This is a genomic window from Rhodopseudomonas boonkerdii, from assembly GCF_021184025.1.
Taxonomy (GTDB): Bacteria; Pseudomonadota; Alphaproteobacteria; order Rhizobiales; family Xanthobacteraceae; genus Tardiphaga; species Tardiphaga boonkerdii.
The window spans coordinates 3,082,276-3,106,583 of sequence record NZ_CP036537.1 but is presented as its reverse complement, the minus strand read 5'-3'; the positions used below and the strand labels follow the sequence as shown (position 1 = coordinate 3,106,583).

The window sequence follows — 24,308 nt, the reverse complement described above, 5'->3', positions numbered from 1 at the left end:
GAAAGTTCCGTCGATCTCAGCTTTCGCGAGCTGCCTCGTCCTCAGATGCATGGTGGCCGAGAGTCATCTGGCGCTTCAGACTCTGGAAGCGCTCGCGCGCTGCACTTTCGCGCGCATTGATGAACGCCACCACATCCTGACGCGGCATCGGACCGGATGAAATCGGACGCGAATTGTTACCGATGGTTTCATCGACGAAATACTGGCCGTCTTTGTCGCAGCGTGCCGTCCAACGAAAGCGAATGGCGTCGAGCGGGCCAGGGCCCAGACGGGTATAGCCGTCGACTTCAGCGGGCTCGATGGCAGCAGGCTGCGGTTCCGCTGAGATATCGGACTCGGGCGCGGTGCTCGGAGCATCCATCTCTGCGATGACGGTTTCCTGTTCGACAGTCACCGTGACGCGTTCGGCGACGGCCGTGACCGTTTCATGCTCGCGATCGTCGGGTCGGTCCGTGTCGGCGATCCGGGACAGCGAGGACTCTTTGCCGTCGAGAATGCTGGCGATGGCAGCGAGGGCGTGATCGGTCGGATCGTTCTGGGTCAAGGCAAGGCTCCCGGCTCGTCCAAAAGGCAAGTCCAAAGGCAAATCAAAGCGTTATGGCCGGCAGCGAGCCGGCCATGTGACACTTTCACAACGCCTGTGGCCCTTTTGGGGCACGCCTGCGGCCCCTGGCCGAGGTCGGAGCGTCAATACTGTGGTCAGTCCAGGATATCCGCATTGACCACGTTGGCCCGGATCGGCTCTCCATCCAGGGCACTCAGCATATTGCGCGCAGTCTGCAAGCCCATACGGTCCAGCGCCTCTCGGGTTACGCCGGCGACATGCGGGGCGATAATCACATTGGGAAGTTCGAACAGCGCATGACCGAGCGGCGGGGGTTCGGCTTCAAACACGTCAAGGCCGGCGCCCGCCAGCTTACCCGAGGTCAGCGCGTCATAGAGCGCTGCTTCCACTACGATGCCGCCGCGAGCGGTGTTGATGAGATAGGCCGTGGGTTTCATCCTGGCGATGCGGGCGGCATCGAAGAGGCCCGTGGTTTCCGGCGTCTTCGGGCAGTGCAGAGTGACGAAATCCGCTTGTGCCACGCCCGCGTCGAGATCCTTCACCGGCTCATAACCAGCCGCCTTGATGGCGTCGGCGGAGACGTAGGGATCATAGACCAGGACCTTCATTTCCATCGCCTGGCAGCGCGTGGCGGTGCGGCTGCCGATCCGGCCGAAGCCGACGACAAGGACAGTCTTACCGAACAGGTCGAAAGGCAGCGCGGTGAAGCGCGTAGCCCATTTGCCGTCCTTGACCATGGCGTGCAGCTCGGCCGCGCGCTTGGCCAGGGTGAGCATCATGAACAGCGCTTGTTCGGCGACGGAGGGGGAGTTCGCGGTGCCGGCAATCATCAAGGGCACCTTGTGCTTGCTGAGCGCCGGGACGTCGACCGCGTCGTAACCGACGCCGATCCGCGCCACGACTTGCAAGTTCTTGCTCGCTTCGAGTTCAGCCGCCCCGAAACGCGTGGCGCCAAGAGCCGCTCCGTGTACCGGCGCGTTGGCCTCGATGAGCTTGAGGAAATCCGGCGCGGAAATGAGATTGCTGAATTCAATCGTCTCGATGTCGTCGCGCGCGTCGAATAGTGCGCGTCCTTGCGGCGACAGAGACTCGGTGATCAGAAGTTTCTTCTTGTTGGTCGCCATTTCCATCCCTCGAAAAATGTAATTCGTGATGCGCCATGTTCTTTGTTGCGCCGAATTTATCTAACAGGCTTGTCGTAATGAGGTCCACATCAGAGGCTGCAACGCTGCATGGTGCGGCTGGTGGGCTTGGCAGACGTGCCGTTACTATGGTGGAAACAGCAGCTGTCGGTCTGCTGACTTTATTGCGCCGCAAAAGCGGCGATGGAGAGGTACTGATGATCCGATCGTCCAAACTGCAGCGTGCGCTGGGTGTCGCCGTCGTGCTGCTGCTCGCGCATGCAGGTGCTGCCCATGCTCAGGGCCTGGTGCAGGGCATGCAGAAGGGCGCGCGGGATGGCAATCGTGCAGCAGGGCCGATCGGAGGCGTGCTGGGTGGCGCAATCGGAGGCGTGGTCGGCGCCGTCGGCGGTGTGCTCGGCGTCCCCTCGAACAACAGCGTGCGCGGACCGGTCTCGGGGACGGGGTCCAATGCCAAGCAGTCCAAGGCAAAGAAGGGCAAGAAAGACACCGAGCAGACGCCTGAATTGACCGCCGAGCAGATCGTCGCGAACAGCGACGCCAACATCCTCAGAATCAAGGCGTTGCTCAATCTGACACCCGAACAGGAAAAGGACTGGACCGGTTTCAGCGACGCCATGCATAAGCTCGGCAATAACGGCGCCGAGCGGTTGAAGCTGCGTGTCGCCCGCGCCAAGCGTGATCCGCCAGACGATATTATCGAGCAGATGCGCAACGAAGCTCAGTTCCTCAACGACCGCGCGGTCGATCAGCGCGCCGTCGCTGATGCAGCGGAGCCGCTCTATACAGTGCTCGACGACAAGCAGAAGACGCTCTTCGTCCAGGAAATGGTGAAGTTGAGCCGCGAACGTGGTCTAGACTGACAGCCGCCTTCCGGGAACCTCTTTGACTTGCCCACGTTTTTCTCCGAACTATGGAGAGGAGCCGTCATGGCTAAGAAGTTCGATCCGGCACCGCACGACAAATATGCCGCGGGCGTCAAGGAAGCGGCAAAGGAGGATCGCAAGACGCATGATGCGCTGAAGACCGGGCTGACGGACACATTCCCAGCCTCAGACCCCGTAAGCGCCACTCAGCCTGACAAGTCCAGGCACGACGCAGATCAAGACGCTCGGCGTTAGACGGCGTTGCGCGGGTCAGGTCCTTACGAGCGGTATGTTCACAAGCGGTTGTCCGGCCCACATGCTGCAGCTTGACCATCCACGCAGGCTGGACTGTCCGCATGTCGGGAGCGAGGTAGGCCGTTCAAACCGTCCGAGTTTTGCCAGTTTCTGAGCACAAACACGTCGGCCATGGCGCGGACAAATAACCCGCTCATTGCTGAGCCGGGTTTCTCGCAACCGCGAACGTGCTAACCTACGTCCCAAAGCCTTCCTCACTACTCATCTCAAGTTCCCGTTCCAAGCCTATGAAAAATATCGCTCTTGGCGTCATGTTGATTGCCGGAATCGCCGGCGCATCGTCCGCGGATGCCAGATCGTCCCGTACCGATCAGATGTTGAAACTCGATCCCGCAACCCGCATCGAGCAGCGCTGCGATGCGCGGGCGATGGGTATCGTCGGCCGTGAACACAAGGGATATCGACCGGACGAATTTGTCGCCTACGCTTTCGCGGACCCGGTGATGCGAGGCACGCAAATCAAGGCGCCGGGCGGGGCGATCCGTTCCGCGGGACGATGGTACAAACTGTCTTATGTATGCGAGACGTCGTCGGACGGTCTCGACATCAAATCGTTCAGCTACCAGCTCGGTGCCGAAGTTCCTCGCAGCGAGTGGGACGCGCACTATCTCGTTCCACGCTGATCGCGGCTTACAGGTTCATGACTTGCGGCGTCTTGAAGAAGCGCTCCGATATCGCGTTCAACAAATCCGTGCTCTGTGAACTCTCCAAGTGAGGCCTTGCACAAAGCAGTGCTTTTAACGGCGGAAGCGGCGGCAGGTAATATTCCTGCGCCCATACGAGCGGTTCGGGAATCATACGTCTGGGGATTGCAGTGATTCCGATCCCGGCTTCCACTGCAGCCAGCTTGGCATGATAATCGGGACTGTTGAAGACGATCTTGTAGGCGAGGCCGTTCCGGGTCAGCGTGCGGATCATCAACTCGTCTCCGGGCCACGTAAGCAGCGGGATCGGCGCGCCCGGACTGAGCACGAAGTCCCTGGCGCGCACCCAGACGAATTCCTCGTCAATTTCGTTGACGACGAGATGCGAGGTCTCGCTCGTCATCTCAGGGTTTTCCAAAATATATGCGACGTCGATATAGCCGTCGATCAGTCCCTTCGTGATGCCGACCGAGTTGTCCGTATGGATGACGACGTCAACGAGCTTTCCGGCGTTCCGTTCGCCGAGGAATTGGCGCACAAACAATGTGCTGAGCCCCAGCCGGATCGGCTGCGGGGCGTGTGCAGCACCGCCGATCCGTAACATCTGATCGTTGGCGTCAAGAATGCGCCGTGCCTGTTGCAGCACCAGTTTGCCAAGCTGCGTCGCAGTCGCTCCCTGAGAGGTTTTGGTAAAAAGCGCGCCGCCGACCAGTCCCTGAATCCGTTTGATCTGAGAGCTGACGGCCGGCTGGCTAAGCCCAAGTCGTTCTGCAGCTTTCGTAAGGGATCCTGTTTCCGAAATCGCCACGACCGTACGGACAATTTCAATCGGAATGTTCAGCGGTTGGTATCGCTTGTGCATGTCACGCCCCCGAATTCGGAATCGTTGACGGTATAAAAATCTACAGTTGTGTTCCTGCGAATCGCAATCGAATTCGGTGAGCTGCTGCGCTCGTTGCAGAAAAAGGTATCCCCGTGTCGTCTAGTATCTAGATTTTCAACCTTAGGTGAGGTAGCTCCATACGGCCCCGATTCCATTGATCAAGTCAGAACGACCCATTTTGCAACTATAGATTGTTATTCCGGGGTTTTTCGAAGCAGCCCAATATGGCACCTGGAGCGAAAGCCCAGCCGATTTCGGAGATTAGATATGTCGTCCAGGCGCGAAGCGTATCTCAACGACAACATCAGAACCGAGCATTTGAAGTGCTCGAGCTGTCGGACCCAGTCGTTTCTGCTGAAGATCGAATCGGATGGCAGCGGGGGCGAGGTCAGGACCTTCGTATGTCCCCATTGCCAGGCGCGTCGGCTGCTCAGACTGACACCGCCGCAGCGAGCCTCTGATCTCGTCTTGGCGAAAGAGGAGATCCGATGCTGATGGAGCTAGAGCAGACCATATCAGCGGTCGATCCGACCGCCCTTCGTTTGAAGATTTGTTAACCGCGACTCACTGACTTTTGCTCAACAAGGCAATACAATCGCGGGAGGCCTGCTTGGCCACATACGAGACGACATCCTACGCGCAGATGCGCCGCTGCCGAATGGCGCATCTTCATGGTGAGGTGATCGACGAGCGTTTCAGCGATGCATCCGATAGCGTCTATGTGGGTGGGTACGTGCACGCGGTGCGTCCCGATCTGACCTGCTGGCCGCTCAGGTGGACGGTGACGGTCGAGGCCTTCCCGGTATCAGAGCGGCGTATGGCGCTCGCGGGCTAAGGGACTTAGACGCCGGCGCGTGCGGCCCATATAGCAGTATCTGGACGTCAGTACCTTCCGAATGGCGAGCCGCTGAAATGATAGTTCAGACCGCCGCGTACCGTGTTGGTCTTCAGATCGACCTCCTGAGCGATGAGGCCGTTGGATGAGCCAGTTCCGGCAATGACCGGCGTCGTCAATGACTGCTTGCCGAAATCCGCATAAAGATATTCGATCTTGGCCGTCCAGTTCTTGGTGAAGGCGTGTTCAATTCCAGCGCCGGCAACCCAGCCGACCCTGGTTTTGTCGAAACCGCCAGTCGCTGTTTGGCCGCCTGTATCGGCATAGGACGACGCGAAATTGAGATCGGTCAGAGCGAGACCACCGGTCAGATAGAACAGTGTGCGATCGATCGCATAGCCGGCACGAGGCCGCAGCGTCGCCATCCAGTCGCTCCCGATGGAACTGGTCGCGGTGAAAGCGCCGCCAGCCGGAAGCGGGGCCATCACCGTGGGACTCCGGCGCAGCCCAGTATAGCTCGCATCGGCCTCGATTCCGAACAGCCAGCGATCGATCTGATGGTTGTAGCCGATCTGCCCGCCACCGTTGAAGCCGGCGGAGCTGGGCGGCCAGGATGCAGAGGGGAGTGTCTGCTGACTGTCGACATTGTTCGGAGCCCAGACGCCACCGATCTGTCCACCTGCATACCAGCCACCCCAGCTGTAGGCGGGATCGCTGACTGCAGGTGCCTTGGTCAGGATACGCGACGACAGATCGGCGGCCGTGGCAGGGGCCACGCCAAACGTTGCAAGCAACAATGCCAATTCGAGCCGTCTCATCCAAAACCTTGGCCGTCGGGAAGGCGACGATCGGAAAAGTTCTAGCGAGTCTTGGCAGCACAGGCTGTCACCAGCCGGCAACAGCAGCTGAACAATACCTGAGTGTGGTTTACGGAGTGGCCAGCCAAGGTCCTGGCTGTTGCCAAATGGCAACCGGGATCACGGTCGCAAGCTCGGGGGCAAACTCGACGCCGGAGCTGCATGGTTAGCGCGAGCTGACATCAGCGGATGCCGCGCGGGGGCATCGGTCCAAGGGAAATCAGAAGCGGGCGCGGAAGCCGTCGTAAGCGTGAGCGACGAGGATGCTTGCGCTGAGTACGCCAAACAGTGCGGTGACGGTGTCGATCATGGTCGTGGTCCTTCTCCCCCGCGCTGACCAAACGTCACCAGAGCCCGCACAGTCAAAGACAATCATGCGGCGGCTGTCATTCGGTCGCACGGTGATGCGCTGTTGCAACATCCACGCGGGCTAAACCGTGGCACCATCTTGCAGATTCCTTGGCAGGCGCGCGGCGCAAGCTTCTCGCAAGCCCGGTGAAACAGATAAATCGCTGCTAGCCGAGTGCTTGGGGCGTTCACCCCCGGGAAATTCCGTGCAGTCGCTTCGACTGCGGGAACGGCGATGCAAAGCGCGAAGGAAGTTCAGTGTCTGATACGTTTGGAAGTGAAATCAATGTCGGGCCGCCGCCGACGACGCTGCGCAAGCGGCGATCGTTCGGGGCGATCGGCGTCCTAGCGCTGCTGCTTTTCGTCGGTGTGACGGGTGGGGTGCTCTGGCTCAATCTCGACACTGTCACGGACATTCTGCACGGCGTCGCGACCCCGTCCTCGAACAGCGGCGCGAATTCGGACGTTCTGGCCAGCGCTTCCGAACCTATGGTGAGTGCGGCCGATTTCACCGCATTCCAGCAGCAGACCGGGGGCTCGATCCGCGCGGCCACCGATCTCCTCAATGCACAGCAGTCCGAACTGAAGCGGTTGTCCGAGCAGGTTCAGGAATTGACCACGCAAGTGTCCAGCCTGACATCGAAGATCGATCAGATGCAACAGGGCAGGGCACCAGGCACGCCGGCCGTCGCGGCCCCGGTGGCAGCGGCTCCGCGCCCGGCTCCAGCCGCACCGCGCAAGCGCATGCCGGCGGTAGATCGGCCAGCAGGAGCCATCTCCGTGGGCGGCGCTCCGCTGCAAACAGCACCGGCACGCTGAGCGCGAAGGGGCGAACCTTTGTGCCGTTCAAGCTCTGTCTCGGTCGCTGCGTGAACTCGGATAAGGCGGTGACGATTTCTCCAGTGCGGACATGGGCGGTGCCGCGTGTCCGCGATGGCAATAATGCCAGCGCTGCGTAGGGTGTTATCGAATAGGCGCTTGCAGGGGTGAACTTGAGGCCGTTGCGTTACGGTGCGGTCCACCGATGAGCGCACGGCGAACCGTATTTCGCTTCCCCTTGGAGCCCCCCTTTGCTAAGCGCTGTGTGAAATGGAAGGGTGGCCGAGTGGTTTAAGGCAGCGGTCTTGAAAACCGCCGTGCCTGCAAAGGTACCGTGGGTTCGAATCCCACCCCTTCCGCCACCGATTGCCGTACTTGGCCAGCAATAGGCGTCGGCAGCAGCTCGGTCTTCAACACCTGAGTATGTTGTACGCGCCTCCTGCCTCGCCGAACTAGTCTTTGGCTCCCAACCCCTTGAACATGAGCGCGACTATCCTCGCCGCCTGAACATCCCTCCCAGGATGGGACGGAAGCTGCCAAAGGATTCCGAGAAGCATCAAGACATCGTCGGCATTTGCGCCGCGATCGATCGCTCTCGCGGCCTCGCACGCGGCTATGAGTGAACGCACCGCCGACACCATTTGCTGATAGGCGTCGCGCTCATCAGCCTCCGAAGTTGTCCCTTGCAGGAGTTTGGCCACGCCGCGCTTCATCGCGCTGGAATCGGCCAGTTGGGCACACCACAGACGGAACGCCTCAAGCGGCGGATGCTCTCGCAAAAGAGTGGAGGCGAGGGCGGCAAGAGCGCTGATTTCCTTGCGATAAATGGCGAGGGCCAGAGCCTCCCGCGTCGGGAAGTGGCGATAAAGCGTGCCTTGCCCAACTCCGGCTGCCTTGCCGATAGCGCTGAGCGGCGTTTCGGGATCGGCGGTCAGGGCCGCCCGCGCCACCTCCAGGATGCGATCCCGGTTGGCGCGAGCGTCAGCGCGCAATCCATCCTCTTCTACAGCCATATCACCTCTTGACTAAATGGACAATTGTCCGTTACGCAGGTAAACGGACATTTGTCCGAATATAGCCAATGTGGAGATGGACATGCAATATGCCAAGCTCGGCCGTACGGGCCTCGATATTTCGCCGATCTGCATTGGCTGCATGGGGTTCGGGGACCCCTCCCGTGGTTACCCCTCCTGGTCGCTTGACGAGGAGGCAAGCCGGCGTCTCATTCGCCATGCGCTTGAGGTGGGAATCAATTTCTTCGACACCGCCAATTTATATTCGATCGGTTCCAGCGAGGAGATTTTGGGGCGGGCCCTGAAGGACTTCGCGCATCGCGAAAATGTCGTGATCGCCACCAAAATCAGCGCACCGATGCGCGACGGACCCAATGGCATCGGGCTATCGCGCAAGGCGATCATGACCGAAGTCGATATGAGCCTCAGACGCCTGGGCACCGACTATATCGACCTCTATCAAATCCATCGCCGCGACCGCACCACCCCCTGGGAGGAAACGCTTGAGGCCCTGAACGATATCGTGAAGGCCGGCAAGGTCCGGTATCTCGGCGCATCGTCCATGAGGGCCTGGGAATTTGGCAAGGCGCTTCATCTTCAGCAATCCAACGGCTGGGCCCGTTTTGTGTCCATGCAGGATACCTATAATCTCCTCGACCGAGAGGAAGAGCGCGAGATGCATCCGCTTTGCATCGACGAAGGCGTGCAGACCATTCTCTATAGCCCGCTCAACCGCGGCCGGCTGGCCCGCCCCTGGGGAGCGGTCACGGCAAGGGCGGAAAGTGAAGCCGTCTACAAGCTGGGTGCCGCCACCGCCGACAGCGACAAACAGATTGTCGACGTAGTAGGCGCCATTGCCGAAGCACGGGGTGTCGGCCGGTCCCTGATTGCGCTAGCCTGGTTGCGTCGCAATCCGGTGGTGGCAGCCCCGATCGTGGGTGCTTTGAAGACGGAGCATATTGACGACGCCGTGGCCTCCCTCTCCATCAGCCTCACCGACGAGGAGGCAGCAAGGCTGGAGGCCCCTTATACGCCGCGGCTCGATCATCAGGGAGTGTCGGACCCAGCGATGCTGCGCCGCGCCGCCGAGACAGCCACGGGATACAGTGTCAGCCATCTCCCAGTGCGTGAACTGAGTAAGGCGATATGAACGCTACACGGAGTAGGCTTTTGAGACTTTGATTGCTCCAGTCTGCCGTTGCGGCGAACGGTCACTCACCGTTTCGGCCGTAGACGGCGTCCCGGACTTCGGAGGGAAATGCCCCCGACATGCCTTCGAAGGCCGTGTTGGTGAGCGCGACGACAGTCAGCTTCCGGCTGGGATCGACGAACCAGCTATGGCCATAGGCTCCGCCCCACTGGATCGTGCCGCGGGATTGGGGCGTGCCTGTGCCGGATGGATCGTCCAGGACAGCCCAGCCATAGCCGAAGCCCCAGCCGAGTCCTTGAGCATGCGCCTGCGGCCCGACCTGATCGCGCATCATGGCAGCAACCGTGGCTGGCGAAAGGATGTCGCCGCCGCCTTTGCGGATCGTTTCCAGAAATCGCAGGACGTCGCCCGCCGTGCCCACCATGCCTGCACCGCCCGAAGCATAGGAAGCTGGGTCGATCGCCCGGCTCGGCGCAAAGCTGGCGCCGCCATCCCATAGCCGCACGAAGATGCCATCGGTCATGCGGACCGGCTGTGGCCTGCCATCCGCATAGGGAATCGCTAGTCGCGATGGATCGGCGACAGCAAAGCCAGTGTCGCGCATATCGAGCGGGCCAGTCACTCGCGTTCTGACCACATCCGGCAGGCTCTCCCCCGTCGCTTTCGCGATCACAGCGCCCAGCACGTCGATCCCGAGAGAGTAGCTCCAGCCTTCACCCGGACGGAAGGCGAGCGGCGCCTGGCCGAGACGGCGCAGATTTTCGTCGAGGCTGAGTCCGGGTTGATCGAGGCCATCGGAGACGTTCAGCCGATGATAGACGCCGCCTTTGGGCTCCAGGAACCGGTAGCTGAGGCCCGAAGTGTGCGTCAGCAACTGCCGCAGCGTGATTGCCGGTGTTTCCCCGTTCGCCAGGCGCGGTCGGAAGTCCGGCAGCCATTTTGTCACGGGATCGTCGAGGCCGATGCGCTTCTCTTCCACCAGCCGCATGAATGCGGTCGAGACGACCGGCTTGGAAATCGAGGCAAGGCGAAAGATCATGTCCTCGCTCATCGGCGCCGTGGCCTCGCGATCGGCGAAACCGGCGGCGCGGCGATAGATGATCTCGCCGTCGCGCGCGACCAGCACCACCGTGCCAACGATGCGTTTGCTCACAATAGCCCGGTCGATGGCCTGATCCAACCGCGCTGTCATCCCCGGATCGACAGAGGGGGCCGTTGTCGCGGCAGCGGCAAGCGTCAGGGAGGCGATAGCGATGACGCGAATGTGCATGAAAGACGATCTTCGATATAAGGAATGATCGATCCTGAATATCTGAGCGCGGAGATAATTTCTAGAGTGACCGATGTGATAAATGGAAAATCCGCGATTTCTCGCCCGCGGGGACGCCCACGAGCCTTCAACCGCGAACAGGCGCTGGCCGTCGCGGGACATCACTTCTGGCGGCTTGGCTATGAGGGTGCGTCGATTGCCGATTTGACGACGGCGATGGGGATTACGCCCCAGAGCCTTTATGCTGCCTTCCGCTCAAAGGCCGATCTCTATCGCGAGGCGCTGCAATGGTATCAAGGCGATATCGGCGCAGCGACAACCGAAGCGTTGAGAGACAGCGATGTGGTGGCCGCATTCGAACGTGTCCTGCTCGATTCGGCGCGGGAGTTTTGCAGGCCGGATCGGCCTCGGGGCTGCATGATCTCGACGGCCGTTCTCACCTGCGCCACCGAGAACCATGCGGTCGCGGAGATGGTTGCAGGTTTGCGCGACGCGACACTGGTCGCCTTTCGTGGCCGTTTGCAACAAGGTGTCGATGAAGGCGCGCTCCGACCCGATACGAATGTGGCGGCACTTGCCCGATTCATCGGCGCTCTGGTTCAAGGCATGTCGGTGCAGGCGCGCGATGGCGCGACCGAGGCTGACCTCAAAGACATCGCTTATCTTGGCATCGCCGAATTGCATCGTCATCAGGCGGATGACGCGCCGCGGTCATGAACAAAATCGCAGCCGGGGAACTATCGCGCACCGTGGCGAGAGGTCAGGGTGTCGACAAGGGCGCGCAATCGGCCCGATACGCGAAGAGTCGTTCTTGAGCCTTTTGCCCGAGCGGGATGAACAGTGGTAGCAGCAGGTCGCGCAAGTGCAGCGAGAGCCAGTTCTGCGCTTTTTTGGGCGTACCGCTCTGCCGACCGAGGCGCACCGCGGCCTCCACCCGTGGGCGGCGCAGCAATTCGAAGCGCCGGAAGGCCTGAGCGGGCGTGGCTTCCGCTGCGATGGTGGCGGCCAGCACCAATGCATCCTCCAGCGCCATCGAGGCGCCCTGGCCGGAATGGGGCGTTACCGCATGGGCCGCGTCGCCGATGAGGACGACCCGTCCGGCCGACCAATGCGCGAGGTCCGGAATATCGTAATCGGGATAGACGCGGATCGCTGCGGGATCGATCGCGGCGATGATCTGCCGATTAATCTCGGGATCAGGCCGGTGCAGCTCGCCCAGGAATTGCGCCAGCGCGACGCCTGTCAGGAGCTGGCTGCGGCTTTCGTCGGCCTGGGGATAGGTATTGAACCAATAGACCGGTCCGTCCGCCGCCTTGATATAGCCGAAGAACGCGTTGCGGCCGAAGGTCATGAGCATCCGCCCATCGGTGGTGGGCACCTCGGGCACATCGACAATGCCTCCGCAGCCCTGTAGCCCATTGTAGACGGGGGCAGGCAGCTCGGGCATGACGAGGCGCCGCACGCTGGAGCGCAGCCCGTCGGCCGCGACGAGAATGTCAAAGCCCTCCGTGACGCCGTCCGAAGAGGTCACCAGCACTTCAGACGGTGTTTCCGCGACGGCCTCCACTGCCGTGCCGAAACGCGTGGCAATCCCGGCGGCCCGCGCCGCATCGAGCAGGATAGCACCCAATTCGCCCCGGCGGATGGTGACCGAAGGTGCAGCGAAACGCTGAGCATGTTTTGTGTAATCGAGCGTGCCCAGCGCGCGACCATGTTCGTTATGAAAGACCAGCCCCCGGGTCTCGACGCCGCGCTCGAGTGCCGCTTCAGCCAGACCCATTCCACGCAGTGCATTCATGCCATTGGGTGCCAGCGTCAGGAAAATGCCTTCACTCTGCAGTTGCTCCTCGCTTCTCTTCTCGATGACGGTGGAGGCAAAGCCTTTGCGGGCGAGGGCCAGGGCGAGGCCCAGCCCGGCAAAACCCGCCCCTACGATCCCGATCTTCGGTTTCATCCTTGCCTCATCGACCATGGTCGCCGCATAATGCGAAAACTTAAATATTAGACAATAAGATAGTTAGATGGTCAAATCAAATGCCGGCAAGGCAGAACTTATCGAAAGGCTCGGCCGGCTGATCGTGCGTTGGCAGGAAGCCACCCAGCGCCATGACGAAACGGTGGGCGAGATTTTCCAGCTGGGCCCGGCCGAGCGGCTTTGCTTGAGCTTCCTTACCAGCGGTCCGCAGACGGCGAGCGCCATTGCCCGGGCCACCCGGCTCACCCCCGCGGCGGTGACGGCCTTGGTCGATCGGCTGGAAGCGCGCAATTATGTCCGCCGTCGTGCCGACCCGGTCGACCGGCGCAAGGTGCTGGTGGAGGCGGACGCGGCGACCGAGGCGCTGATAAATGAGGTCTATCTGCCATTAGCTCGGGCGGGCGCTGCTGCCTTCGACAAGCACGGTGCCAAGGAATTGAAGGTCGTGGCCGAAGTGCTGCACGAAGCCATCGCCATTCAGGACGAGATGACCGCACAATTGCTGGCCTGGTCGGGAAAGAAGGAACGTTAGAAGCAATCGCCCTTTGGGCCGTCGGTTGAACGGCGATTGGCTATAGGCTGCGATGCAGTCTTTCAACTAACGGTGTCCGGCACGTGCCAGGCAGCATCCGTGATTTGTACTTATTGATGTTCCGACCAGTCCCGGCTGTACCGACGAGAACACGCATTGTCAGCGTTGTTCCCAGCCCTCTGTGTCAATCCACACCTGAGTTTCATCGAACCGCACTGGAAAACGGCGCAGCGGACGGCTTGACCAGCCCGCCGACACCTGGCCCGTCGCCAGACTGAACGAGGCGCGATGATGCGGGCAATGTAACCGCCCATCGGCAACATGACCACGGGCGAGATCTGCCTGTTCGTGCGGGCAGGTGCGTTCGCAGGCGATGATCCTTTCGCCATCGCGAATGATAAGGATGCCGACGCCTGCAATCGTGGCGCAGACGATCTCCTGAACCGCAAGCCTGTCCCGGGTACAGACTGCGACCCAGCGCTCCCGGTCATCCGCCGAGATAGGCGCGGCGCACATGTTCATTGGCGATCAGCTCGGCACCGCCGCCGGCAAGAACGACACGGCCGGATTCCAGCAGATAGGCGTAGTCGCACATTTCAAGCGCGGCGAAGGCGTTCTGTTCGACCAGAAGCACAGTGGTGCCGCTGTCGCGGATCGAACGAATGATGGAGAAGGTGCGCTCGACGATGTTCGGCGCGAGGCCAAGCGAAGGTTCGTCGAACATCACGAGACGCGGGCGCGACATGAGTGCACGGCCGATCGCCAGCATCTGCTGTTCACCGCCGGAGAGGGTGCCGGCCGCCTGTTTGCGGCGTTCGGCGAGGCGGGGAAATTCGGTGTAGATGCGTTCGCGGTCGGCGGCGACTTCGCCTGTGTCCTTGCGCAGATAGGCGCCCATGTCGAGATTCTCGGCAACGGTCATATGCGGGAAGACGCGGCGGCCTTCTGGGCAATGCGCGATACCCTTGGTGAGCACGCGCTGCGCGCCGATGCCTGTTATGTCCTCGCCATCGAAGATCATCTGGCCGGAGCGAGACGGCACGAGGCCGGAAATGGCGCGCAATGTCGTGCTCTTGCCGGCACCGTTGGCGCCGATCAGCGCCACCAGCTGACCGGACTTCACCGACAGCGAGATGCCCTTGAGGGCAGAAATCTGCCCGTAAGTGCAGATCATGTCGCGGATCTCAAGCATCGATGGTGACCTCCTTCACCACATCCCTGGCGCTCTGGCCGAGATAGGCCTCGATTACCGCCGGGTTCTTGCGGATCTCGTCGGGCGGCCCTTCGGCGATGATGCGACCGTAGTTGAGCACCACGATGCGATCGGACACGCTCATCACCATAGGCATGTCGTGCTCGACCAACAGGATGGTGACGCCCCGATCCCGGATATTGCGGATGAGCTGCACGAAAGTATGCGTCTCCGACGCATTCATGCCGGACACCGGTTCGTCGAGAAGCAGCATGTCGGGCTGGGCGGCGAGCGCCAGTGCAACCCCGACCAAGCGCTGTTCGCCATAGGAAAGCGACCCGGCCAGATCATGGGTGCGGTTCTCTAGCCCGACCCAGCGGACCAGCTCGGCGGCACGCTCCCGCATGGCCCTTTCCGACGCGCGGGCGCGTGGTAACCGCAAGATTGCTTCGAACAAACCGAGCTTGCCCTGACGATGCAGGCCGATCAGCACATTGTCGAACACGGTGTCGTTCGGAAATACGCTGGTGCGCTGGAATGTGCGGGCGAGGCCGAGATTGGCGATCTCGTGCGGTTTCATCCCGCGCAAATCGCGCCCGCAATATTTTACTGCGCCTTTCGTGGGCGTGAGAAAACCAGTCATGACGTTGAAGGCCGTCGTCTTGCCGGCGCCGTTGGGCCCGATCAGGCTGACGATCTCACCCTTGCCGACATGAAAGTTCATGTCCGAGATCGCAACAAGGCCGCCGAATTGCACGCCGACATGTTCGATGCTGAGAACGGTATCGGTCATCACACGCTTTCCTCTGCGGTGCGTTCGCTCACAACGATGGATTTGGGCCGCGGCGGCTGCCGGCCAAAGCCCAGCTTTGGTGCCAGAGACGGAACGATGCCACGCGGCAAGACGAAGAGGATTGCGATCAGCACGAGACCATAGGTGATCCACTGTGCCTCTGGTGCCATGATTGGCCGCAGGAACACCGGTAACAGGCCGAAGATTACGCCACCGATCACAGGGCCTGCCAGCGATCCCTTGCCGCCGGACACCACCATGATCACCATCGTGACAGTGGAGATGAAAGCGAAGACCTCGGGGTCGATAATGCGGATATAATGCGCATAGAGACTGCCTGCGGCGCCGGCGATCGCGGCTGAGATAACAGCGGTGAGCGTCAGCGCCTTGGTGACGTCGATGCCGACGGACACCGCCAGCGTCTCGTTCTCCATCAATCCACGCATAGCACGGCCGTAATGCGAATGCACAAGACGCGAGATGAGGAAGTACGACACTGCGGCGACCGTCAGAACCAGATAGTAGTTCTGCAGCTTGGTCTTCAGGGTGACGTAGCCGAGGCCGGGCAAGCCGATGGCGATGGAGGGAATGTTGGTCAGTGCCAGAGGTCCCTGGGTTAACTCGACCCAGTTCAGCGCGACCAGTCGTACCACTTCCGCGAACGAAATCGTGACGATAACGAAGTACGCGCCGCGCACGCTGAAAGACAAGCGTCCGACCAGATAGCCGCACAGGCCGGAGATCACGATGGCAAGTGCGAATCCGGCGATCGGTGGCCACGGCTCATGCACGACGCGAAAACCGCCGATCAACTCGACATCGAAGCCCAGCGACGTCAGGGCGCTGACATAGGCGCCGATGCCGAAGAACGCGATGTGGCCGAGGCTGAGCTGCCCGGTGAAGCCGAGCAGCAGATTCATGCTCATCGCACCGATGATGAAGATGCCTGTCGTGATCAGCGCATTGAGCAGATACGGATCCTTCAGCCACAGCGGCACCGAGGCGAAGAAGGCGAGCGTGGAGAGAGAGACGATACGATTCATCCGACGCGCTCCGCACGAGCAAACAGGCCGGTGGGCTTAAAGACCAGCACGGCGATGATAATGAGAAATCCCATGGCGTCGCGATAGCCGGACGACACGTAACCGGCGCCGAGCTCTTCGGCCAGCGCAAGAATGAAGCCGCCGATCACGGCTCCGGTGATATTGCCGAGACCGCCGAGAATAACGATGGCGAAGGCTTTCACAGCAGCGAGGTCGCCCATTTGCGGAAACACGACATAGACGGGGCCGAGCAGGGCGCCAGCCGCGGCGGCGAGGCTGGAGCCGATGGCAAAGGTCGAGGTGTAGATCCAACCGACATTGACGCCCATCAGAGCTGCAGTGTCGGAATCCTGAAAGGTTGCCCGCATCGCTTTGCCGAGCTTGGTGAGGTTGATCAGCGAATAGGCGATCACGATGAGCAGCGCTGCAGCGAAAAGCACGAACAGACGCAGCCACGAGACCGAGACAGATCCGATTACCAGTGGCGCTTCAGGGAAGGGGTTGTCGATGGACTTGGCAACGCCGCCCCAGATCCATAGCGCGCCGGACTGCATGGCAATCCAGGCGCCGATCATCACCAGCATGGTGGTGTCGATATCGGCGCCGCGGAGAGGGCGCAGCAACGTGATTTCGATGGCGGCGCCGAGCAGCCAGCCTGCGACGATCGCAACCGGCAGCGCGAGAAAGAAATTCAGGCCGAGCTGATGCACGACGATGAACATCATATAGGCGCCGAACGTATAGAGAATGCCGTGGGTGAAATTCACGACATTCATGATGCCGAAGATCAGCGTCAGGCCGATGCCGAGCAAAGCATAGGTACCGCCGAGCACGAGCATGTTGACGACGTGTTGGAGGAGCTGGTCCACGGTGTGTTTCTTCCTCTGTCATTCCGGGACTCGCCGTAGACGGCATAGCCGTTAAGGGCGAAGACCCGGAATCTTGCAGTGATGCTTCTCATGCCGAGGTTCTGAGGCGCGCGAAAATGCGCGCCCCGGAACGACGCGTTGCTTGGCTTACAGATCCTTCATCACGATCTTGCCGTCGACAATTTCGACCAGATAGACATTCGGGAAGCTCTGGCCGCTTTCCGAACCGGCAGGCCCCGACTTCCTGAAGATGATGTCGCCGTTCAGTCCCTTGACGTCGATCTTCCAGAGTGCGTCCTTGATCGCCGCCGGCTCGGCCTTGCCGGCCTTCTCGATGGCAGCCGCGATGGTGCGGATGCCGTCATAGCCGCGGAAGCTCTCGGTACACCCCGCGAAATCGTAACCGCGCTTCTTCCACTCGGTGATGAAATAGGTTGTGGCTTCCGGGTTTGGAGTCTTTTCCGGCATCCACGGCAGGAATGTCGTCAAGTGCATGGTGTTGTTCGCGGCTGCTCCGGCTTGGGCAATAATCTGGTCCGGATTCTGCGAGCCGCCGGTCGTGATGATACGCTTCTTCAGACCTAGAGCTGCGGCCTGTTTGAAGATCAGTGTCAGTTGATCCACAGCGGCCGTGATGATCACTGTCTCGGAATCCGTCGCCTTGATCTTGGCGAGTTGGGCACTCATGTCCTGGGCCGACTGGTCCATGGTCTCGGTGAGACCGATGGTGATGCCCTTTTCTTTCATCATCTTGCTGAAATCCTCGGCGGTGCCGCGGCCCCAGTCATTGTTGATGACGAGGAAATCAACCTTCTTCAGCGCGAGCTTGTCGACGATTCCCTTGAACGCAGCCGCTTCGACGAAAGACGGCGGTGAAATGCGGAACACATAGGGGTTGCCGGAGGTGGTGATCTTGCTCGCCGACGATGTCTCGACCACCATGGGAGTTTCGTATTCGACGAGTTTCGGCATCACCGCCAGCGTCAGGCTGGAGCCCCAGGCGCCCAGCAGCACCGGCGTTTTGTCGCGGGTGATAAGCTTCTCGGCGACGGCAGCGGCCTCCGTCGGATTGCTCTTGTTGTCTTCGATCACGAGTTCGATCTTCTTGCCGAGCACGCCGCCCTTGGCGTTGATTTCGTCAACGGCGATCTTGGCGCCGTTGACGACATAGGTGCCGGACGCCGCAAAGGCGCCGGTCAGAGGTTCGTTGACGCCGATCTTGATTGTCTGTGCATAGGCCGTGCTACCGAGCAGAGCGAGCGCGAAGGCGGTCGCGGTGGCAGCCTTGAATGTCCGTATCATATGGTCCTCCAGTAATACGCCGATGAAACTTGAACCGTGCAGACGTCGCCGGTGCGCGCGGAGCACGAGCATGGATTCCTCATGCCGCGTCTCCGCGTCCGGTGAACCGTTGCAGTAATCGTGCCGCGCGATCACGCAGAAGACCGAGGACGAGTGAGCTCCCGTTCAGCCCCGCAGCGGACGCAGTCGCAGTGATGGTGTCGCCGGACAGGCGGCGATCGAGATTGGCGGCGAATTCACCAACCAGCCGTGCCGCGAGATCGCGCACGAGGCCGCTGCGGCCGACCTGAGCCAGCATGCCGGTGAGGCTGTAACCGATGGCGAGTTCGACACGTGTGGCGGCGCCATCGTTCTCCGGCAGGAGCCGGTAACGAATCTCGCCCTGGGTCGTAGAGCGGCTGCGCTGATCATTGCCGATGCCGATAATGCGACCGGCAAGATTGGCGTCATCGCGCTCTACGCGCGCAGCGCCGTTGAAGTTCGCTGAGATGGGGCCGATCTTGACCTTGATGGCGCCCTCGACGCGCTCGGGACGCGGCGTACCGGTGAGTGTCGCACCAGGTAGGCAGGATGCGACTGTGGTGATGTCGTCGAACAGTGCGAACACCTTTGCGGGGGGATGGGCGACAGTGAAACTCTGTTTCATCACCGTCGATGGCGTGAAGTCAGGAATGGCAAGCGGCACGATCGCGGGCATAGTCTCGGTCGTGGCTGGCCTCGTCGAGGCAAGCTGCTGCGAAACGGTGCAAGCTTTGTGGCCTGAACCTGCCGGGCCAAGCACCGTCCGCCCGGCGTTCGGTTCTGACGCGATGTCGCGGGCACGCCGAGCTTCGATCACCGATTTCACGGCACGAACGATACCCACATAACCAGTGCAGCGGCACAGATTTCCGCTCATGCCGATGCGGATTGCCTTCTCGTCCGGCTCAGGCAGGCGCAGCACCAGATCGCGTGCCGATACCAGCATCCCTGGCGTGCAGTAACCGCACTGCAGGGCATGTTCACGGGTGAAGGCGGCGCGCAATTCGGTGGCGATCTCGTCGTCGTCGAGGCCTTCGATTGTGGTGATGTCAGCGCCGTCGCAGGCGGCCGCAAAGGTGATGCAGGACCGCGTCGGTACGCCATCCACGAGGATGGTGCAGGCACCGCAGACGCCATGCTCGCAGCCGAGATGCGTACCGGTGAGATCGAGCGTATCTCGCATCATGTCGGCAAGACTGGTGCGAGGCTCGATGGTGCGTTGCAAGCCGCGCTTGTTGACGGTGAGCTCGACGGTATTCATGCGGCCTCCGCGACGGCTTTGCGGAGCACAGCGACATGGATATGCCGGTCGGCAGAATCGGCCATGCCGGCCTCTGCGAGCAGTTTGTCCGCAACGCGCGCGTCGAAGCGCGACGCGAACCCGCCGTCGATCGTGCCACCGAACAATTCGTCGGCCTGTTCAACAATGATAGGAGCAGCCTCGACGGCGCCGATCACGATGCGGGCCTTGCCGGCATCGGGATCGATCAGCACCGCGCCGATGGCATGGGCAAACTCGCCTGTCTTGCGGCAGCTCTTGACATAACCCCAGCGGGCCGAGGATGGCATCAGGGGGACGTGCACGGCTTCCAACATTTCGCCGGATTCCATTACGCTTTCCAGCGCACCGAGGATGAAGTCTTTCATCGCCACGCGGCGCGTGCCGCTCGTGCTGCGTAAGGACAGCGACGCGCCGAGCGCCGCGAGCGACGAGACCCAGTCAGCGGATGGATCGGCATGGCTGAGCGAGCCACCCACCGTGCCGCGATTGCGCACGGCGCGGTAGGCAATGTTAGCGGCTACGCGCTGCATGGCGCCGCGGGTGACGTCCGGAACGCGGCCGTCCTCGATATCCGCGTGCGTGACGCAGGCGCCGAGCATGAGTTCGTTGCCATCAACGTCGGCCCGCTTCAGTTCGGCGATGCCGGTAATGTCGAGAATAGTGTCGGGGGCAACGAGACGCAGATTAAGCATCGGCCCGAGCGACTGACCGCCGGCGATGATTTTGACGCTGCTCTCGGCCCCGGTCATCACAGACAGGGCGGAGCCAATGTCGCGGGGGCGCTCATAGGTGAACGGAGCCGGTTTCATGCTGCCGACCTTTCTGCATCCCGCGCTGCGAGAATGGCCTCGACGATCCGCTTTGGCGTGATCGGGGAATGCAGCATTTCAGCTCCGAGCCCGCGCAACGCGTCGTTGACCGCATTGCCGATTGCTGCTGGCGGCGCGATGGCGCCGCCTTCGCCGATCCCCTTGACGCCGAACTTGGTATAAGGCGACGGCGTCTCCATGTGATCGAGCCAGGGCTCCGGCACTTCGGTCGGACCGGGCAGGACATAATCGGCGAGGGTGGTATTGAGCGGCTGACCGGTGCGGTCGAACGGCATTTCCTCATAGAGTGCCGTACCGATGCCCTGCGCAAGGCCGCCATAGATCTGGCCGTCCACGATCATCGGATTGACCAGCACGCCGCCGTCTTCAACGATGGCGTAGTCGAGTATTTCGACGTCGCCGAGATCGGGGTCTACGGCGACAGTCACGGCGTGGGCAGCGTAGCTGAATGTGCCGGTGTCGCGCTTCGGCTTGTAACCGGACGTGGCTTCTAGCCCGGCGGGATCGACATCGCCCGGCAGGTCCTGCGGGCGGCGATACCAAGTGTGAGCGATTTCCTGCAGCGACACGCTGCCGTTCGGCCCGCGGATTTCGCCGTCTGCCAGCACAACGCTGGCTTCGTCCACCTGCAGCAGCTTGGCGCCGATCTTCCTCGCACGATCCGCGAGTTCGTGGCAGGCGGTAGCAACCGCGCCGCCGGCCATCACCATCGCGCGCGAGCCCCAGGTGCCTGTCGAATAAGGAGTCATAGTGGTGTCGCCATGCACGAGGCGAATCTTGGCAAGGTCGATGCCGAGCAATTCATGGGCAACCTGCGCCATGGTGGTTTCCATACCCTGGCCATGTGAATGCACGCCGACGCGCAATTCGAGACCACCATCCGGGGTCATGCGCGCCGTTGCCTGTTCGTGACCGGGCACCATGGGAATGCCCCAGCCGGAATAGACGGACGTTCCATGCGCGGCTTGTTCGCAGTAGATCGACAGGCCGACGCCGATCAGGCGTCCATCGTCTTCGCCCTTGCGTTGGCGCGCGCGGATAGCCTCGATATTGATCTGCGCAAGCGCGCGTCGCATCGCTTCAGGATAGTCGCCGCTGTCGAAATGCTTCTTCGTGATGTTGTCGAATGGCATCTGCTCGGGCCCAGGCAGGTTGCGCAGGCGCACATCGCCGGGTTCAAGGCCAGCCTCCACGGCAACCAGATCGAGCATCAATTCGAGCGCGAAGCAGACGCCGGTACGTGCCACGCCGCGATAGGGCAGGATGGGGCACTTATTGGTCGCCACCGAATAGGTGCGGCAACGGTAGGCCGGCATCTTGTAGGGACCGGGCAGGATGCTGACGACCTGTGCGGCTTCGAGGCAGGCCGAGAATGGATAGGATGAGTAGGCGCCGGAATCGACCAGCGCCTCGCAATCGATACCGCGCAGCGTGCCGTCACGATCGGCATAGACGGTGATCTTGTAGAAATGCTCGCGACAATTTGCAGCGGCCGTCAGGTGCTCGCGGCGATCTTCGATCCAGCGCACCGGGAAGCCGCGCTTCATGGTCAGCCAGGACAAGCACACTTCTTCCGGCAGCAGAATTCCCTTGTGACCGAAACCGCCGCCCACGTCCGGCGAGACGATACGGATCTGTCCTTGATCCATCTCAAGGCAGTCGGACAGGCCGTTGCGCACGATATGGGGCATCTGGCTGCCCGAGTAGAGCGTAAGCTGATCGAGGCGATGATCGTACGTGGCGACGACACCACGACCTTCCAGCGGCGACATGCATTGCCGTGCGGTCGAGATTTCACGTGTCACCTTGATCGGGGCGTCGAAAGCGGAATCGATATTGGTCTCGAAGAAGCTTTCGAGAAAGACATTGTCGCCCCAATGCTCATGCACCAGCGGTGCGCCGGGCTCCAGCGCCTTGCGCATGTCGTACACAGCGGGGAGTTCTTCGAGATCGAGCGTGACGGAGGCAGCAATGTCTTCCGCCTCCGCACGCGTCGGCGCGACGCACATGGCGATCAGCTCGCCGACCTGACGCACTTTTCCGGTGGCAAGGATCGGTTGGTCGGAGACCTTGAAGCCGGTCAGCGATGTTACGGCCCGGATCGGTTTGACGCCGATCAGGTCGTCGGCGGTGAACACCACGTCGCGATAGCGTTCGGGAACATGGATGCCCTTGATGCGGGCATGGGCGAGAGGGCTGCGCACGAAGGCGACGTCCTGTAGCCCGGCCAAGCGGATATCTCCGACGAACTGTCCGCGGCCGCGCATCAGACGATCATCCTCCTTGCGGGGCACGCGCGCGCCTACTCCTTGCGGGGAAGCAGGGCTGGCTGGCGCGATGTCTCGCTCGTTGCGCATCGACAAACTCCGGATCTCTTGCGGTTCGATGTGCAAAGCTCAGGCCGCGACGGCCTGAGGCAGGATCGGGGCGGTGGCGTCGTAGCGAACGCCGCTGCGCATGCAGAAAGCTGGCTGCAGCAGGCCGTCAGAGACAGTCTTGGTGTCTTCATTGTCGCGCAGGATGAACTTGCCGGGGATCTGCGAGATCACCGAAACGTCGGCATCCATGCCAACTTTCAGTGAACCGATCTTGTCAGATAGGCCGACCATCTTGGCTGGATTGGCGGTCACCATCGGAACCACCTGTTCGAGTGTAAGGCCGAGCGCCATCATCGAGCTCATCGCCTGCACGAGGCTGAACTTGGCCTGCCCCTTGAACGGATGGTTCTCGTCATCCTCGTGCTCGTCCGGCGTCCCGGCGGGGGCGGGCACTTCGGTGTTGTAACCGTGGATGTCGGCGCCGAGCGTGTTTGGCACGATGCCGGCAGCGATCGCCTTCTTGGCGAGGCGATAGGAGAAATGACTGCCGTGGCCAACATCGATCTTCAGGCCGCGATCGATGGCGGCCTGAATTACCGGATGCACCTCGCCCTCGCGGTTGACGAAGCCGCCGGGATGTCGTGTGAAGGGGTGCGCGAGCACATCGCCTTCCTTGAGCAATGGGATCACGCGCTCGAGGATCGTATCGACGTCCTCACCATTGGTGCCGCTTTCCGGCAGGCCCCACAACTGGCCGAAATGCACATAGACCGGCAGTTCGGCGCGCTTGCCGATTTCCGCCGCCATCTCGATCACGCGGATGCCCCAGCGCGCGAAGCCGCCGATCTCGGCATGGGCCTTGATTCCGCGCACGAGGTCGCGATTGGCGACGGCGGATTTCACCGTCGCATCGATATCGACGCAATCGGGGCTATAGAGATTGGGATAGAAGTGACCTTCAAGCCCGCCAACGAGATAGGCCGAGAGAAATGCGTAAACCCTGGATTTTGCGGGTTCAGCGATGAAGTGTCGGAAGCCCGGCAGCGTCATGCAGGACGGACCGCCCTGATCGATCAGCGTTGTAACACCCGACTGCACACCGACCATGTCGGGATTCATGCCGAAGCGGCCAGAGACATATTGAAAGACGTGACCATGGGTATCGATCAGGCCTGGCAGCACCAGCTTGCCGGTGACATCGATGACCTCTCGTGCGCTGGTGGGCAGAATGTCGGACTGCACTGCGGCGATCTTGCCGCCCCGAATGGCGACATCCTTCATGCCGTCGATCCCGGCGGCCGGATCGATGACCCGGCCACCGCGCAGCAGGATGTCGTAAGAGGCAGTAACGGACATGATCGGTCTCCAGAATTCTTGCACTTGTTTCTCCCGGGCTTTCTCACACACCGGAAAATACGAAGCATGCTTCGTATTTGACTAAAGC

General features: G+C 61.4%; 24 protein-coding genes, 1 tRNA gene and 1 pseudogene. 9 read left to right on the top strand and 17 right to left on the bottom strand.

From position 1 onward, the window contains the following. Positions 1 to 16 precede the first annotated feature (16 nt). Together E0H22_RS14275 and E0H22_RS14270 are read right to left on the bottom strand one after the other, a co-directional pair. Entirely contained in the window at positions 17 to 544 is a 528-nt protein-coding gene (locus E0H22_RS14275; protein WP_233021668.1) for a hypothetical protein, read from the bottom strand. A gap of 155 nt (positions 545 to 699) precedes the next feature. Continuing rightward, positions 700 to 1,689, bottom strand: coding sequence for a hydroxyacid dehydrogenase (locus tag E0H22_RS14270; protein ID WP_233021667.1), 990 nt, complete (start codon positions 1,687 to 1,689; stop codon positions 700 to 702). Positions 1,690 to 1,904: 215 nt separating this feature from the next. Between E0H22_RS14270 and E0H22_RS14265 the strand changes: the two genes are divergently transcribed. From E0H22_RS14265 to E0H22_RS14255, 3 genes are all read left to right on the top strand, one after another. Continuing rightward, positions 1,905 to 2,570 carry a Spy/CpxP family protein refolding chaperone gene (locus tag E0H22_RS14265; RefSeq protein ID WP_233021666.1) on the top strand — a complete coding sequence of 222 codons (666 nt, stop codon included), beginning with the start codon at positions 1,905 to 1,907 and terminating at the stop codon, positions 2,568 to 2,570. A gap of 66 nt (positions 2,571 to 2,636) precedes the next feature. Next, positions 2,637 to 2,828 (top strand): hypothetical protein, encoded by a 192-nt coding sequence (locus E0H22_RS14260; RefSeq protein WP_233021665.1) that lies wholly within the window; start codon positions 2,637 to 2,639, stop codon positions 2,826 to 2,828. Positions 2,829 to 3,115: 287 nt separating this feature from the next. Beyond that, positions 3,116 to 3,511: a DUF930 domain-containing protein gene (locus E0H22_RS14255; protein WP_233021664.1), complete on the top strand. Its 396-nt coding sequence runs from the start codon at positions 3,116 to 3,118 to the stop codon at positions 3,509 to 3,511. Positions 3,512 to 3,518: 7 nt separating this feature from the next. Here E0H22_RS14255 and E0H22_RS14250 read toward each other — a convergent pair whose 3' ends face one another. Then, positions 3,519 to 4,394, bottom strand: coding sequence for a LysR family transcriptional regulator (locus E0H22_RS14250; protein ID WP_233021663.1), 876 nt, complete (start codon positions 4,392 to 4,394; stop codon positions 3,519 to 3,521). Positions 4,395 to 5,025: 631 nt separating this feature from the next. Here E0H22_RS14250 and E0H22_RS14245 point away from each other — a divergent pair. After that, on the top strand, positions 5,026 to 5,250 hold the full coding sequence (locus tag E0H22_RS14245; RefSeq protein WP_233021662.1) for a hypothetical protein: 225 nt from the start codon (positions 5,026 to 5,028) through the stop codon (positions 5,248 to 5,250). 47 nt (positions 5,251 to 5,297) lie between these two features. Here E0H22_RS14245 and E0H22_RS14240 read toward each other — a convergent pair whose 3' ends face one another. Beyond that, entirely contained in the window at positions 5,298 to 6,026 is a 729-nt protein-coding gene (locus E0H22_RS14240; RefSeq protein ID WP_233021661.1) for an outer membrane protein, read from the bottom strand. 687 nt (positions 6,027 to 6,713) lie between these two features. On the opposite strand from E0H22_RS14240, the gene E0H22_RS14235 reads away from it, so the two are divergent. Then, a complete protein-coding gene (locus tag E0H22_RS14235; protein WP_233021660.1) occupies positions 6,714 to 7,274 on the top strand; it encodes a hypothetical protein in 561 nt (186 codons plus the stop codon). 272 nt (positions 7,275 to 7,546) lie between these two features. Next, positions 7,547 to 7,636: transfer RNA gene (locus E0H22_RS14230), tRNA-Ser, on the top strand. Between the two features lie 90 nt (positions 7,637 to 7,726). Here the strand turns inward: E0H22_RS14230 and E0H22_RS14225 are convergent. Next, positions 7,727 to 8,287: a TetR/AcrR family transcriptional regulator gene (locus E0H22_RS14225; RefSeq protein WP_233021659.1), complete on the bottom strand. Its 561-nt coding sequence runs from the start codon at positions 8,285 to 8,287 to the stop codon at positions 7,727 to 7,729. An 82-nt stretch (positions 8,288 to 8,369) separates the two neighbouring features. Between E0H22_RS14225 and E0H22_RS14220 the strand changes: the two are divergent. Next, positions 8,370 to 9,323: pseudogene (locus E0H22_RS14220) on the top strand (aldo/keto reductase); the annotation flags it as partial. A gap of 175 nt (positions 9,324 to 9,498) precedes the next feature. Here the strand turns inward: E0H22_RS14220 and E0H22_RS14215 are convergent. After that, complete coding sequence (locus E0H22_RS14215) at positions 9,499 to 10,629, bottom strand: serine hydrolase domain-containing protein (RefSeq protein WP_233026371.1); 1,131 nt, start codon at positions 10,627 to 10,629, stop codon at positions 9,499 to 9,501. Positions 10,630 to 10,731: 102 nt separating this feature from the next. On the opposite strand from E0H22_RS14215, the gene E0H22_RS14210 reads away from it, so the two are divergent. After that, positions 10,732 to 11,424, top strand: a complete 693-nt coding sequence (locus E0H22_RS14210; protein WP_233021658.1) for a TetR/AcrR family transcriptional regulator — start codon at positions 10,732 to 10,734, stop codon at positions 11,422 to 11,424. 43 nt (positions 11,425 to 11,467) lie between these two features. On the opposite strand, the gene E0H22_RS14205 is transcribed toward E0H22_RS14210, so the two are convergent. After that, positions 11,468 to 12,661, bottom strand: a complete 1,194-nt coding sequence (locus E0H22_RS14205; protein ID WP_233021657.1) for an FAD-dependent monooxygenase — start codon at positions 12,659 to 12,661, stop codon at positions 11,468 to 11,470. A gap of 67 nt (positions 12,662 to 12,728) precedes the next feature. On the opposite strand from E0H22_RS14205, the gene E0H22_RS14200 reads away from it, so the two are divergent. Next, a complete protein-coding gene (locus E0H22_RS14200; RefSeq protein ID WP_233021656.1) occupies positions 12,729 to 13,214 on the top strand; it encodes a MarR family winged helix-turn-helix transcriptional regulator in 486 nt (161 codons plus the stop codon). A gap of 159 nt (positions 13,215 to 13,373) precedes the next feature. Here E0H22_RS14200 and E0H22_RS14195 read toward each other — a convergent pair whose 3' ends face one another. The 10 genes from E0H22_RS14195 to E0H22_RS14150 all read right to left on the bottom strand — a co-directional run bounded on the left by E0H22_RS14195 (position 13,374) and on the right by E0H22_RS14150 (position 24,220). After that, positions 13,374 to 13,736 (bottom strand): Rieske (2Fe-2S) protein, encoded by a 363-nt coding sequence (locus E0H22_RS14195; protein ID WP_233021655.1) that lies wholly within the window; start codon positions 13,734 to 13,736, stop codon positions 13,374 to 13,376. Next, positions 13,702 to 14,406 carry an ABC transporter ATP-binding protein gene (locus E0H22_RS14190; protein ID WP_233021654.1) on the bottom strand — a complete coding sequence of 235 codons (705 nt, stop codon included), beginning with the start codon at positions 14,404 to 14,406 and terminating at the stop codon, positions 13,702 to 13,704. Before E0H22_RS14190 ends, E0H22_RS14195 begins: the two co-directional genes overlap by 35 nt. Beyond that, complete coding sequence (locus tag E0H22_RS14185) at positions 14,399 to 15,199, bottom strand: ABC transporter ATP-binding protein (protein WP_233021653.1); 801 nt, start codon at positions 15,197 to 15,199, stop codon at positions 14,399 to 14,401. Before E0H22_RS14185 ends, E0H22_RS14190 begins: the two co-directional genes overlap by 8 nt. Beyond that, positions 15,199 to 16,242 carry a branched-chain amino acid ABC transporter permease gene (locus E0H22_RS14180; protein WP_233021652.1) on the bottom strand — a complete coding sequence of 348 codons (1,044 nt, stop codon included), beginning with the start codon at positions 16,240 to 16,242 and terminating at the stop codon, positions 15,199 to 15,201. Before E0H22_RS14180 ends, E0H22_RS14185 begins: the two co-directional genes overlap by 1 nt. Beyond that, entirely contained in the window at positions 16,239 to 17,111 is an 873-nt protein-coding gene (locus tag E0H22_RS14175) for a branched-chain amino acid ABC transporter permease (RefSeq protein ID WP_233021651.1), read from the bottom strand. Before E0H22_RS14175 ends, E0H22_RS14180 begins: the two co-directional genes overlap by 4 nt. A 147-nt stretch (positions 17,112 to 17,258) precedes the next feature. After that, positions 17,259 to 18,413, bottom strand: coding sequence for an ABC transporter substrate-binding protein (locus E0H22_RS14170; RefSeq protein ID WP_233021650.1), 1,155 nt, complete (start codon positions 18,411 to 18,413; stop codon positions 17,259 to 17,261). Between the two features lie 79 nt (positions 18,414 to 18,492). After that, positions 18,493 to 19,695: a xanthine dehydrogenase family Fe-S subunit gene (locus E0H22_RS14165; protein WP_233021649.1), complete on the bottom strand. Its 1,203-nt coding sequence runs from the start codon at positions 19,693 to 19,695 to the stop codon at positions 18,493 to 18,495. Then, positions 19,692 to 20,525, bottom strand: coding sequence for an FAD binding domain-containing protein (locus tag E0H22_RS14160; protein ID WP_233021648.1), 834 nt, complete (start codon positions 20,523 to 20,525; stop codon positions 19,692 to 19,694). Before E0H22_RS14160 ends, E0H22_RS14165 begins: the two co-directional genes overlap by 4 nt. After that, positions 20,522 to 22,903 carry a xanthine dehydrogenase family protein molybdopterin-binding subunit gene (locus E0H22_RS14155; protein ID WP_233021647.1) on the bottom strand — a complete coding sequence of 794 codons (2,382 nt, stop codon included), beginning with the start codon at positions 22,901 to 22,903 and terminating at the stop codon, positions 20,522 to 20,524. The genes E0H22_RS14160 and E0H22_RS14155 overlap by 4 nt, the downstream gene beginning before the upstream one ends. Positions 22,904 to 22,942: 39 nt before the next feature. Continuing rightward, complete coding sequence (locus tag E0H22_RS14150; protein WP_233021646.1) at positions 22,943 to 24,220, bottom strand: amidohydrolase/deacetylase family metallohydrolase; 1,278 nt, start codon at positions 24,218 to 24,220, stop codon at positions 22,943 to 22,945. Positions 24,221 to 24,308 lie beyond the last annotated feature (88 nt).

Bases quoted from the DNA above. Each gene is read 5' to 3' on its own strand.
- E0H22_RS14155 (WP_233021647.1), bottom strand. From the start codon at position 22,903: ATGCGCAACGAGCGAGACATCGCGCCAGCCAGCCCTGCTTCCCCGCAA.
- E0H22_RS14250 (WP_233021663.1), bottom strand. From the start codon at position 4,394: ATGCACAAGCGATACCAACCGCTGAACATTCCGATTGAAATTGTCCGT.
- E0H22_RS14170 (WP_233021650.1), bottom strand. From the start codon at position 18,413: ATGATACGGACATTCAAGGCTGCCACCGCGACCGCCTTCGCGCTCGCT.
- E0H22_RS14260 (WP_233021665.1), top strand. From the start codon at position 2,637: ATGGCTAAGAAGTTCGATCCGGCACCGCACGACAAATATGCCGCGGGC.
- E0H22_RS14200 (WP_233021656.1), top strand. From the start codon at position 12,729: ATGGTCAAATCAAATGCCGGCAAGGCAGAACTTATCGAAAGGCTCGGC.
- E0H22_RS14190 (WP_233021654.1), bottom strand. From the start codon at position 14,406: ATGCTTGAGATCCGCGACATGATCTGCACTTACGGGCAGATTTCTGCC.
- E0H22_RS14215 (WP_233026371.1), bottom strand. From the start codon at position 10,629: ATGACAGCGCGGTTGGATCAGGCCATCGACCGGGCTATTGTGAGCAAA.
- E0H22_RS14180 (WP_233021652.1), bottom strand. From the start codon at position 16,242: ATGAATCGTATCGTCTCTCTCTCCACGCTCGCCTTCTTCGCCTCGGTG.
- E0H22_RS14165 (WP_233021649.1), bottom strand. From the start codon at position 19,695: ATGAATACCGTCGAGCTCACCGTCAACAAGCGCGGCTTGCAACGCACC.
- E0H22_RS14150 (WP_233021646.1), bottom strand. From the start codon at position 24,220: ATGTCCGTTACTGCCTCTTACGACATCCTGCTGCGCGGTGGCCGGGTC.
- E0H22_RS14270 (WP_233021667.1), bottom strand. From the start codon at position 1,689: ATGGCGACCAACAAGAAGAAACTTCTGATCACCGAGTCTCTGTCGCCG.
- E0H22_RS14160 (WP_233021648.1), bottom strand. From the start codon at position 20,525: ATGAAACCGGCTCCGTTCACCTATGAGCGCCCCCGCGACATTGGCTCC.
- E0H22_RS14195 (WP_233021655.1), bottom strand. From the start codon at position 13,736: ATGAACATGTGCGCCGCGCCTATCTCGGCGGATGACCGGGAGCGCTGG.
- E0H22_RS14225 (WP_233021659.1), bottom strand. From the start codon at position 8,287: ATGGCTGTAGAAGAGGATGGATTGCGCGCTGACGCTCGCGCCAACCGG.
- E0H22_RS14255 (WP_233021664.1), top strand. From the start codon at position 3,116: ATGAAAAATATCGCTCTTGGCGTCATGTTGATTGCCGGAATCGCCGGC.
- E0H22_RS14205 (WP_233021657.1), bottom strand. From the start codon at position 12,661: ATGAAACCGAAGATCGGGATCGTAGGGGCGGGTTTTGCCGGGCTGGGC.
- E0H22_RS14185 (WP_233021653.1), bottom strand. From the start codon at position 15,199: ATGACCGATACCGTTCTCAGCATCGAACATGTCGGCGTGCAATTCGGC.
- E0H22_RS14265 (WP_233021666.1), top strand. From the start codon at position 1,905: ATGATCCGATCGTCCAAACTGCAGCGTGCGCTGGGTGTCGCCGTCGTG.
- E0H22_RS14210 (WP_233021658.1), top strand. From the start codon at position 10,732: ATGATCGATCCTGAATATCTGAGCGCGGAGATAATTTCTAGAGTGACC.